General features: G+C 69.2%; 9 protein-coding genes. 7 read left to right on the top strand and 2 right to left on the bottom strand.

The window, feature by feature from the left end; genetic code table 11:
• Together WBB07_RS10980 and WBB07_RS10975 are read right to left on the bottom strand one after the other, a co-directional pair.
• On the bottom strand, nucleotides 1-991 hold a 991-nt coding region (locus WBB07_RS10980; RefSeq protein ID WP_526307529.1), incomplete at its 3' end, for a PH domain-containing protein.
• 73 nt (nucleotides 992-1064) lie between these two features.
• A complete protein-coding gene (locus WBB07_RS10975) occupies nucleotides 1065-1547 on the bottom strand; it encodes a PH domain-containing protein (protein WP_526307535.1) in 483 nt (160 codons plus the stop codon).
• 121 nt (nucleotides 1548-1668) lie between these two features.
• On the opposite strand from WBB07_RS10975, the gene WBB07_RS10970 reads away from it, so the two are divergent.
• From WBB07_RS10970 to WBB07_RS10940, 7 genes are all read left to right on the top strand, one after another.
• Nucleotides 1669-2580 carry an oxidoreductase gene (locus WBB07_RS10970; protein ID WP_526307527.1) on the top strand — a complete coding sequence of 304 codons (912 nt, stop codon included), beginning with the start codon at nucleotides 1669-1671 and terminating at the stop codon, nucleotides 2578-2580.
• A gap of 1 nt (nucleotide 2581) precedes the next feature.
• Complete coding sequence (gene moeA, locus WBB07_RS10965) at nucleotides 2582-3790, top strand: molybdopterin molybdotransferase MoeA (protein ID WP_526307525.1); 1209 nt, start codon at nucleotides 2582-2584, stop codon at nucleotides 3788-3790.
• A gap of 43 nt (nucleotides 3791-3833) precedes the next feature.
• On the top strand, nucleotides 3834-4529 hold the full coding sequence (locus WBB07_RS10960) for a phosphatidylserine decarboxylase (protein ID WP_526307523.1): 696 nt from the start codon (nucleotides 3834-3836) through the stop codon (nucleotides 4527-4529).
• Between the two features lie 47 nt (nucleotides 4530-4576).
• Complete coding sequence (locus tag WBB07_RS10955) at nucleotides 4577-5398, top strand: CDP-alcohol phosphatidyltransferase family protein (protein WP_526307533.1); 822 nt, start codon at nucleotides 4577-4579, stop codon at nucleotides 5396-5398.
• Between the two features lies 1 nt (nucleotide 5399).
• A complete protein-coding gene (locus WBB07_RS10950; protein WP_526307521.1) occupies nucleotides 5400-7583 on the top strand; it encodes an AAA family ATPase in 2184 nt (727 codons plus the stop codon).
• A 314-nt stretch (nucleotides 7584-7897) separates the two neighbouring features.
• Nucleotides 7898-10789, top strand: coding sequence for a Na+/H+ antiporter subunit A (locus WBB07_RS10945; RefSeq protein WP_526307519.1), 2892 nt, complete (start codon nucleotides 7898-7900; stop codon nucleotides 10787-10789).
• Nucleotides 10786-11256 (top strand): Na(+)/H(+) antiporter subunit C, encoded by a 471-nt coding sequence (locus tag WBB07_RS10940; protein ID WP_526307517.1) that lies wholly within the window; start codon nucleotides 10786-10788, stop codon nucleotides 11254-11256. Before WBB07_RS10945 ends, WBB07_RS10940 begins: the two co-directional genes overlap by 4 nt.
• The last annotated feature ends 1 nt before the right edge of the window (nucleotide 11257 follow it).

Raw genomic sequence — 11257 nt, 5'->3', positions numbered from 1 at the left:
GGCCATGGCCGCGCAGCTCACCGGAGACGGCGCCGGCGTCGCCGATCAGGGTGTGCAGCACCCCGTTCGCGGTGGCAGCGGGACACGGCGGCAACAGCAACGACGCCTCCCCTGCCCCATTGACACCGGTCATCACCGCATCCAGGCGGGCTCCGCCGAACATCCGCACCAGCAGCGGCTCCCGAATGGTGCCGCCCCGCAATCTGCGCATGTCGAAGGTGTGTTCACGCACCCGCAGCAGACCGTGCTGCAAATGCAGAGTGTCGGTGGTGTCGGTGTGCCGCCTCCGCAGCACCAGGTTGCCGTAGGTCAGCAGCGACCGCCCCACCGACAGGACCACCGAGGCCACCAGCACCGCTACCGCCAGCGCCGCGATCGACGCCGCGACGCCGAACCGCTGTGCCGCATCCAGCCCGGACTCCACGACCTCCGAGCGTTGCAGAGCCGGACCGACACCCGCCTGATAGACCAGTCCGAACGCCGCGGCGATCATCACCAGCCCCGACAGGCTCAGGGGGCTGTACCGCAACCATGACGGCTGCCACCGGGCCAGTACCGCGTCGTCGACCTGGACATCGGGGCGCCGCTGATCGATCTGGGACAGCAGCACCGACCGTAACCGCGCCACCTCCTGAGCCGGAACCGCGTCGAGCTCGAACACCTTGTCCCCGTGGGCTTCCTGGCCGGTGCTGACCCGCAGCACGGTCAACCCGAGGAGCCGGTGCAGCAGCCGGGCATCGGTCTGCACCGACCGGATCCGGTTGCGCGGCACCGACAACACGTTCCGCTGGACCACACCGGAGCGCAGCTGCACGTCGTCGGTGTCGATGCGGTAGGTGGTGGTGAACCAGCGCGCCAGCCCGTAGGCCAGGATCGCGGCCAGACCCAGCAGCGACCACAGTGGATTGTTGGTCGCCGATCCCAGCACGATCGACCCGATCAGCAGCGGCAGCTGCCGCAACACCTCGTGCACCGGATGGACCAGCAGCATCCGGGGACTCAGCCGGCTCCAGACCGGTTCCGGCGGGCAAGGCGGCACCGGCGGCTCAGGTGGCACCGGCGGCTCAGGTGGCATCGTTGCCGCCGAGTGCCGCGATATCGGTCAGCCGCGCGACGATGTCGTCGGCCACCGGCGCATCCAGGGCCACGATCCGCACCGCACCCGCCGAGGACGCCGTCGTCACCGTCACGGTGGCCAGCCCGAACAGCCGATCCAGCGGGCCACGTTCGGTGTCGACGGTCTGAACCCGAGAGATCGGCGCGATGCGGCGCTCTTGCACCAGCCAACCGGTGCGCGTGTACACGGCCTGGTCACTGATCCCCCACCGGTGCACCCGGTAGCGCCACACCGGAACCACCCCCACCGACACGATGGCGCCGATCACCGCTGCCGAGATGGCCCCGACCTGCAGCCACAGCAGGTGCGAATCGAGGGCAAACCACACCCCGAAGCCGATCAGCACCATCGTCCACGGGACGGCCGCACCCAACGCCCACACCACCGGGGCCTTGGCGCTGGGACGATTCACCGGTTCACGCAGAGTCATCGCCGGGGTCGCCGGCACACCATCCATGGTGTCGAGCATGCCCTGTCCGTAATGTGCCTCGCATGACCAAGCACGTGAGGATCGCAGCGCAGCGAGGACCGGAACGAGCGGAGGCCGACCGATGAAGTGGAGCGAAGCCGATGTGCCCGACCAGAGCGGCCGCATCGCGATCGTCACCGGCTCCAACGCGGGGCTGGGCTTCGAGACGGCGCGCGTGTTGGCCGCCCGCGGCGCACACGTGGTGATGGCCGTCCGCGACACCGAGAAGGGCAACGCGGCCGCCGCAAAGATCGTCGGCACTGTGCCGCGCGCAGATCTGAAAGTGCAGCCGCTGGACCTGGGGTCGCTGCAATCGGTGCGGACCGCCGCCGCGGAGATCAAGGCCGCCTACCCGAAGATCGACCTGCTGATCAACAACGCCGGCGTGATGTACCCGCCCAAGCAGACCACCCAGGACGGCTTCGAGTTGCAGTTCGGGACCAACCATCTCGGACACTTTTTGCTCACCGGGTTGCTGCTGGGCCAGCTGCTGCCGGTGGAAGGGTCCCGGGTGGTCGTGGTCGGCAGCATCGCGCACAACATCCGCGCCGGAATCCATTTCGACGACCTGCAATGGGAGCGCAGCTACAACAGGGTGGCGGCCTACGGTCAGTCCAAGCTCGCCAACCTGATGTTCGCCTACGAGCTGCAACGCCGGCTGGCGACCGCCGGCGCCCCCACCATCGCCGTCGCCGCCCACCCGGGTGTGTCGAACACCGAGCTGATGCGTCATCTGCCGGGAACATCGCTGTCGCTGGTCAACCGGCTCACCGACCTGGTGACCAACAGTCCGGCGATGGGCGCGCTGGGCACCTTGCGGGCCGCCACCGACACCACCGTGGCGGGCGGGCAGTACTACGGCCCGGACGGATTCCGCGAACTGTGGGGATCCCCGGTTCTGGTGAAGTCGAACGCCGCATCACACGACGTTGCGGTCCAGGAACGGCTGTGGACGGTCTCCGAACAGCTCACCGGCGTGAAGTTCCCCGTCTGAGATGCGCACCGTCGAAGAACACCAGCGTGTTGTCGCAAACCTGATCACCCCCCGCAGCGGAGTCCGGCTGCCGCTCATGGACGCCGAGGGATTGGTGCTGGCCGCCGACGTGGTGGCGCCGATGTCGCTCCCCGGTTTCGACAACTCCGCCATGGACGGGTACGCCGTGCAGGCGGGCGACGTTGCGGGCGCCTCCGCCGAGCACCCGGTCCGGCTGCCGGTGGCCGAGGACATCCCCGCCGGACGCACCGACACTCTCACTCTGGCTCCCGGGACCGCCCACCGGATCATGACCGGCGCGCCCCTGCCGGCGGGCGCCACGGCCGTCGTGCCGGTGGAGCAGACCGACGGTGGCACCGTCGACGTCGAGATCCGCAGCAGCCCCGGCGCCGGCCAGCACATCCGAACCGCGGGTGAGGACGTCACGGCAGGCGCCACGGTGCTGCGGGCCGGGCAGCTGGTCAGCCCGGCCGCGCTGGGACTGACCGCCGCTCTCGGGGTCGTCGAGCTGGAGGTGCGGCCCCGGCTGCGGGTGCTGGTCATGTCGACGGGCACCGAGCTGGTGGCTCCCGGTGAGCCGCTGCAGCCGGGGCAGATCTACGAGTCCAACGCGCCGATGCTGGCCGCCGCGGTGCGTGACGCCGGAGCCGACGCGGTGGTGGCCTCCACATCGGCCGACGACGTCGACGAGTTCCGGGCCACCCTGAGCAGGCACGCGGCCGATGCGGATCTGATCATCACCACCGGCGGGGTCAGTGCCGGCGCCTACGAGGTGGTCAAAGATGCCCTCGGCCGGGTCGGCGACGGGTCGGTGGACTTCGTGAAGGTGGCCATGCAACCCGGGATGCCGCAGGGCGCGGGCCGTGTCGGCGACACCCCGATCGTCACCTTGCCGGGCAACCCCGTCAGCGCACTGGTGTCATTCGAGGTGTTTGTCCGGCCGGCGTTACGGGCGGCAATGGGCCTGGCGGACACCGACCGGCCGCGACGCACCGCCGAGCTCACCGAGACGCTGACCTCCCCGGCCGGCAAACGGCAGTTCCGCCGCGGGGTGTACTACGCCGCCACCGGCACCGTCAGCAGTTATGGGCCGCCGGCGTCACATCATCTGCGATATCTGGCATCGGCGAACTGTCTGCTGGAGATCCCGGAGGAGGTCACCGAGATTTCGGCGGGCACACCGGTACGGGTCTGGGACCTCACGGGCTGACAGGTAGCTCGACCCCGTCGGCTGCATACCTACAATGGCCGTCGTGGCCAGACGCCCCCGCTCGTCCGAAGCAACACACGTGATCGACCTGGTGCGCTCCACGGTTCCGCCGATGCACCCCGCCGGGTTGCCGTTTGTCGGCGCCAGCCTGGCCGTGGCGGCACTCGGCTACCGGTCGCGGTGGCTGCGTACCGCGGGTCTGATGGCCGCCGCCGCCAACGCCGGATTCTTCCGGCATCCGAACCGGGTACCGCCGACCCGCCCCGGTGTGGTGGTGTCCCCCGCCGACGGCCAGGTGTGCCTGATCGAACATGCCGTGCCGCCGCCGGAGCTCGGGCTGGCCGACACCCCGCTGCCGCGGGTCAGCATCTTCTTGTCCGTCCTCGACGCGCACGTGCAGCGGGCGCCCATCGGCGGCGAGGTGATCGCCGTCGCGTACAAACCGGGCCAGTTCGCTTCCGCCGACCTGGCATCGGCCAGCGCCGACAACGAACGCAATTCGGTGGTCATCCGCACCCCCGAGGGTGTCGAGATCATCAGCACCCAGATCGCCGGACTGCTGGCCCGGCGCATCGTCTGCGATGTGCACGTCGGCGACACCGTCGGTATCGGCGACACCTACGGCCTGATCCGCTTCGGCTCCCGGCTCGACACCTACCTGCCCGAGGGATCGGATCTGCAGGTCAGCCTCGGGCAGCGGGCCATTGCCGGCGAGACCGTCCTGGCTGTCCTTCCGTGACCGGCAACCGCGGCGGCTCCAGCGGCAGCAAACCCCGCCCGTCGGCCATGCGGATCCTGCCCAGCGCCACGACGGTGCTGGCGATCTGTTGTGGTCTGACGTCCATCAAGTTCGCGCTCGACGACCGGCCGCACATCGCGTTGGCGTTGATCGGCGCGGCGGCGGTGCTCGACGGGATCGACGGCGGTATCGCCCGCGCCCTGGATGCGCAGTCACGGATGGGCGCCGAGATCGACTCGCTGGCCGACGCCGTGAACTTCGGGGTCGCGCCGGCGTTGGTGGTGTACGTGACGCTGCTGCCGACCTCGCCTATCGGCTGGATATTTGCGCTGTTGTACGCGGTGTGCATCGTGCTGCGGTTGGCGAGGTTCAACGCGCTGCTCGACGACGACACCAAACCGGCCTACACCCGGCAGTACTTCACCGGCATGCCCGCACCGTGCGGCGCCGTCGGTGTCATCGGGCCGCTGGCGGCCATGCTGCAGTTCGGCGACGGCTGGTGGACCTCACCCTGGTTCATCTGCCTGTGGTTCGCCGCGAACGCCACCCTGTTGGTCAGCCGGGTACCGACGCTGGCACTGAAATCGGTGTCGATGCCGCCGAACGCCGCCCCGATCCTGCTGATCGCCATCGCCGCGGCGGCCGCGGCTCTACTGCTGTTCCCTTACATCCTGGTGCTGCTGATCATCGTCGGTTACGTGTGCATCATCCCGTTCACGGTGCGCAGCCAGCGTTGGGTCGCGGCCCGGCCGGAAGCCTGGGACGCCAAACCGAAGGAACGACGCGCGCAACGCCGCGAGATCCGCCGGGGCAAGCAACCCAACCGGCGGTCGATGCTGCGGCTCGGGTTGCGCCGGCCGGGCAGCTGACATGTTGACGCTGACCGCCCGGTTGAACACCTCGGCGCTGGACGCGCGCCGCGGGGTGATCCGGTTGCATCCCGAAGCCATCGCCGCGCTCGGGATCCGCGAGTGGGACGCGGTGGTGTTGACCGGGGCCCGCACCACCGCCGCCGTCGTCGGGGTGGCACCGTCGGGGACCGCACCGGGGACCGCCCTGCTCGACGACGTGACGCTGGCCAATGCGGGGCTGCGCGAGGACACCGGGGTCGTGATCGCGCCGGCGACGGTGCACGGCGCCCGTTCGGTGTCGGTGTCCGGTTCGAGGTTGGCGTCGGGCTCGGTCTCCCCCGCGACGCTGCGTCAGGCGCTGCTGGGCAAGGTGATGACGGTCGGTGACACGGTGTCGTTGCTTCCGCGCGACCTGGGGCCCGGCACCTCGACGTCGGAGGCCAGCGCCGCGCTGGGACGGGCGGTCGGTATCACCTGGACTTCCGAGCTACTGACGGTGACGGCGGTGGACCCGGCCGGACCGGTGAGTGTGCAGCCCAATTCGGTGGTGGCCTGGAGCAACGGAACCACCCCCACCCCAGGCGCCGGCTCTGCGACCGGGACCGGATCGGGGCGCGACGCGCGTGCCCCCGAACACCCTGAGGTCGGCTTCGACGACCTCAAGGGCGCCCACACCCAGGCCGGCAAGTTGACCGAATGGCTCAAGCTGGCCCTCGATGAACCCGAACTACTCGAAACCCTGGGCGCCACAGCCAATCTCGGGGTGTTGGTATCCGGTCCCGCCGGGGTGGGCAAGGCCACGCTGGTCCGCACCGTCTGCGAGTCCCGCAACCTGGCGCAGCTGGACGGACCGGAGATCGGCGCACTGGCCCCCCAAGAGCGGCTGGCGGCCGTCGCGACCGCCACCAGCCGGGTGCGCGAGGCCGGCGGAGTCCTGCTCATCACCGATGTCGATGCGTTACTGCCGGCCTCGACCGATCGTCCACCCGAGCCGGTGGCCAGCCTGATCCTGTCGGAGCTGCGCACGGCCGTCGGTACCGGCGGGGTCGCGTTTGTCGCCACCTCGGCGGTGCCCGACGGGCTCGATCCGCGACTGCGCGCCCCGGATCTGTGCGACCGAGAGCTCGGGGTGCCGCTGCCCGACGCCGATGTGCGTCGCCAGCTGCTCGAGGTGCTGTTGCGCACGGTACCCACCCGGGATCTGAACCTGACCGAAATCGCCTCTCGCACACCGGGATTTGTGGTGGCCGATCTGGCCGCCCTGGTCCGCGAGGCGGCACTGCGCGCCGCCGCCCGCGCCAGCGGCGACGGTGGCCCACCGGTGCTGACCCACGACGACCTCAAGGGCGCGCTGACCGTCATCCGGCCGTTGTCCCGCTCGGCCACCGAGGAGGTGTCCGTCGGCTCGGTCACCCTCGACGACGTCGGCGACATGGTGGCCACCAAACAGGCCCTCACCGAAGCGGTGCTGTGGCCACTGCAGCACCCCGACACATTCACCCGTCTCGGCGTCCAACCGCCGCGGGGCGTGCTGCTCTACGGGCCACCCGGCTGCGGTAAGACGTTTGTGGTGCGGGCGCTGGCCAGCACGGGACGGCTGTCGGTGCATGCGGTCAAGGGCGCCGAACTGATGGACAAGTGGGTGGGCTCCTCCGAGAAGTCGGTCCGCGAATTGTTCAGACGGGCAAGGGATTCAGCGCCATCGCTGGTGTTCCTCGATGAGATCGACGCGCTGGCGCCCCGGCGCGGGCAGAGTTTCGACTCCGGAGTCACCGACCGGGTGGTGGCCGCGCTGCTCACCGAGCTCGACGGGATCGAACCGCTGCGCGACGTCGTGGTGCTCGGTGCCACCAACCGCCCAGACCTGATCGACCCCGCGTTGCTGCGGCCGGGCCGGTTGGAGCGGCTGGTGTTCGTCGAACCGCCCGACGCGCAGGCGCGCCGCGACATCCTGCGCACCGCCGCCAAGTCGGTGCCGCTGAGCGCCGACGTCGACCTCGACACACTGGCCGGCCAGCTCGACGGGTACAGCGCGGCCGACTGTGTGGCCTTGCTCCGGGAGGCGGCGCTGACGGCGATGCGACGCTCGATCGATGCCGCCGACATCTCCCTGGCCGATGTCGAACAAGCCCGCGCCACGGTGCGGCCGTCTTTGGACCCCGCTCAGGTCGATTCGCTGCGGGCGTTTGCTGCCGGCCGCTGACAGCTCGGGGCATCAGGGCCGCCGCGGCGAGGTGAACCGATAGAGGGCGGCCACGGCAGCGCCCACCACTGGTCGGCACCGGATACCCGAACCTTGCGAGGTGACCGGCGTCATATACTCAAAAACGTTGCAGCCAGCGTCTATTCACACCAAATTGGAATGTGTTGAAGCCCGCCGTAGTTCAACACCGTAGAATGGCCGTAAAGAAGCCGTAAAGATCAGAGCCCACCAGTGGGCTGACACCCCGACGTAAGTCGACGCGTACGTGCGTGTATTCGCACGCTCCGCGCCTGAGAAAACGAAAACGGAGTGCCATGCTCGCCGTCCTGTTCGCCCACGCCGTGGCCGCTGCGATCGCGCCGCTGTTGGTGAACAGGTGGGGCCGGCGGGCCTTCTACCCGCTGGCATTGGTACCTGCGGCGTCGCTGTTCTGGGTCTTCGACAACTGGCCCACGAGTCAAGGCAGTGACACCAAGCTCACCATAGCCTGGGTGCCCGAGCTGTCGATGGACATCGATCTGCGCTTCGACACCCTGGCCGCCGTGATGAGCGTGCTGGTGCTCGGCATCGGCGCCCTGGTGCTGTTCTACTGCGCCGACTACTTCCACCACCACGACGAACACACCGAGAAACGACTGCCGAGCTTCGCCGCTGAGCTCGTCGCGTTCTCCGGCGTGATGTTCGGCCTGGTGGTCAGCGACAACCTGCTACTGCTCTACGTGTTCTGGGAACTGACGTCGGTGCTGTCGTTCCTGCTGGTCGGCCACTATGCCGAACGCGCCACCAGCCGCCGCGCCGCCACCCAGGCGTTGATGGTCACCACCGCGGGTGGACTGGCCATGCTGGTCGGCATCATCATCCTGGGCGAGCTGGGCGGCAGCTACCTACTGTCGGACCTCATCGCCGCGCCGCCGACCGGCCTGGCCGTCAATGTGGGCCTGGTGCTGATCCTGATCGGCGCGCTGTCGAAGTCGGCGATCGTCCCGTTCCACTTCTGGCTGCCCGGCGCGATGGCGGCCCCCACCCCGGTGAGCGCCTACCTGCACGCCGCGGCGATGGTGAAGGCCGGCGTCTACCTGGTGGCCCGCATGGCCCCCGGGTTCGCCGAGGCCGGCCCGTGGCGCCCCATGGTGGTGGCATTCGGGCTGGTCACGATGATCCTGGCCGGTTGGCGCGCGATCCGCGAGTACGACCTCAAACTGATCCTGGCGTTCGGCACCGTCAGCCAGCTGGGCATGATCACCGTGCTGGTCGGTACCGGCGACGGCGATGTGATGCTCGCCGGTCTGGCCATGTTGTGCGCGCATGCGATGTTCAAAGCCGCACTGTTCATGGTGGTGGGAGTCGTCGACCACTCCACCGGAACCCGGGACATCCGCAGGCTGGCCTGGCTGGGCAACAGAATGCCCCTGCTGTTGACCATTGCCGCGGGGGCCACCGCCAGCATGGCTGCGTTGCCGCTGTTCCTGGGCTTCGTGGCAAAAGAAGCTGCCTTCGAGACCGTCCTGCACGCCGAGCCGCTGGGCGCCTGGGCGCCGTGGGTCCTGGCCGGCATCGTCACCGGATCGGTGTTCACCACCATCTACAGCCTGCGGTTCCTGTGGGGTGCGTTTGCCAAGAAGGGCCTGCGTGAGCCGAGCACCCGAGTCGCCAGCCTGCACCGGCCGCCGCTGACCTTCCTGGTGGCACCCGGCGTCCTGGCACTCCTCGGCCTGGTCTTCGGCATCATGCCGGGCCTGCTGGAGAAGGTGCTCGATCCTTACGCCGAATCGATGCCCGGCGGCGCCGACTACCACCTCGCGCTGTGGCATGGCTTCAACCTGCCGCTGCTGCTGTCGGCGCTCGTCCTGACCGTCGGAACCGTGTCGTTCTTCACCCGCAGCCGGCTGCGCCGTGCCCGGTTGCACTTCCTGCCGCTGGGTAACGCCGACCGGGTCTACGACACCAGCCTTCGGTGGCTGGACTTGGTGGCACTGCGGATCACCGGCACCACTCAGCGTGGTTCCATCCCGGCCACCCTGTCGGTGATCCTGACAACGTTGGTGCTGATCCCACTGGTGGCGTTGGCTGCGGGAGATCGGGCCCGCCCCCAGCTGCAGCTGTGGGAGTCGGTGCTCACCCCGGTGGTGGGTCTGCTGATGCTGGCGGGCGCCTTCGGCGCCGTCGTCATGCGCAACCGGTTGGCCTCGGTGCTGCTGGTCGGGGTGGCCGGCTACGGATGCGGCGTGATCTTCGCCTTCCACGGCGCCCCCGACCTGGCTCTGACCCAGTTCCTCGTCGAGACGTTGACGCTGGTGTTCTTTGTGCTGGTGTTGCGCACCCTCCCGGCCGAAGCCGAGGGCAATCTGAAGCGACTCCGCCTGCAACGGGCCGCGCTGGCCATCGCAGTGGGCGCGACGGTAACGGCGCTGGCGGTGTTCGCGATGGCCGCCCGCACCATGCGGCCGGTAGCCGAGCTGCTGCCGGACGCCGCCTATTACCGCGGGCACGGCTCCAACACGGTCAACGTCATCCTGGTCGACATCCGCGCCTGGGACACTCTGGGCGAGATCTCGGTGTTGCTGGTCGCGGCCACCGGCGTCGCGTCGCTGGTCTTCCGCCATCGCCGGTTCGGTTCGGCCCCGCGCGTCCCGACCACCGTGCAACCGGCCGGACAGCCCGATATCGGGGTGGTGATGGCCTACAGCCCGGCCGTCAGCGACACCACCTGGTTGCGCGGCAGCGAGTACCGCGATCCGCGGTATCGCTCACTGGTCCTCGAAGTCGCCACCCGGCTCATCTTCCCGCTGATCATGGTGCTGTCGGTGTACTTCTTCTTCACCGGCCACAACACGCCGGGCGGCGGGTTCGCCGGCGGGCTGACCGCCGGGCTGGCGCTGGTCCTGCGGTATCTGGCGGGCGGCCGTTACGAGCTCGGCGAGACCCTGCCGCTGGACGCGGGCAAGATCCTGGGCGTCGGCCTGGGCTTTGCCGCATCCACCGCGGTGGCCTCGGTGATCCTGGGTGCGCCGGCACTGTCGTCGGCCGTTGTGGAACTCGACGTGCCGGTGCTGGGCCACATCAAGTTCGTCACCGCATTGTTCTTCGATTTGGGGGTGTATCTCATCGTCGTCGGCTTGGTGCTCGACGTGCTGCGCAGTCTGGGAGCTCGGATCGATGTCGAGGTGCCGCAACGGGCACCCATGATGTCGGGGGTGCGCCGATGACGACCTATCTGGTGCCGCTGGTCCTCATCGGTGGTCTGACCAGCTGCGGGGTCTACCTGCTGCTGGAACGCAATCTCACCCGGATGCTGTTGGGGCTGTTGCTGATCGGCAACGCGTTGAATCTGCTGATCCTCACCGTCGGTGGCCCGTCCGGGAACCCGCCGGTACGCGGACGCACCAGTGGCGACGAGACGGCGACGGCCGATCCGCTGGCCCAGGCCATGATCCTCACCGCGATCGTCATCACCATGGGTGTCGCCGCGTTTGTCCTGGCGCTGACGTACCGCTCCTACCGCCTGACCACCGCCGAAGAAGTGGCCGACGACCCCGAGGACACCCGGGTCTCCCAAGAGGCCGAGGTGGCCGAGATCGACGAAGACGCTGCGACCGTTTCCGCACCTCGCCATCCCGACACCGACGAACCCGACGAGCTCGACGCCCTACCCGGGCATGAGGGGTCCCGGTGAT

This window comes from Mycobacterium sp., from assembly GCF_049647605.1.
In the GTDB taxonomy this organism is placed as follows: Bacteria; Actinomycetota; Actinomycetes; order Mycobacteriales; family Mycobacteriaceae; genus Mycobacterium.
Note: the sequence above shows the minus strand (reverse complement) of the source record. Positions and strands in the feature narration are given on the sequence as shown.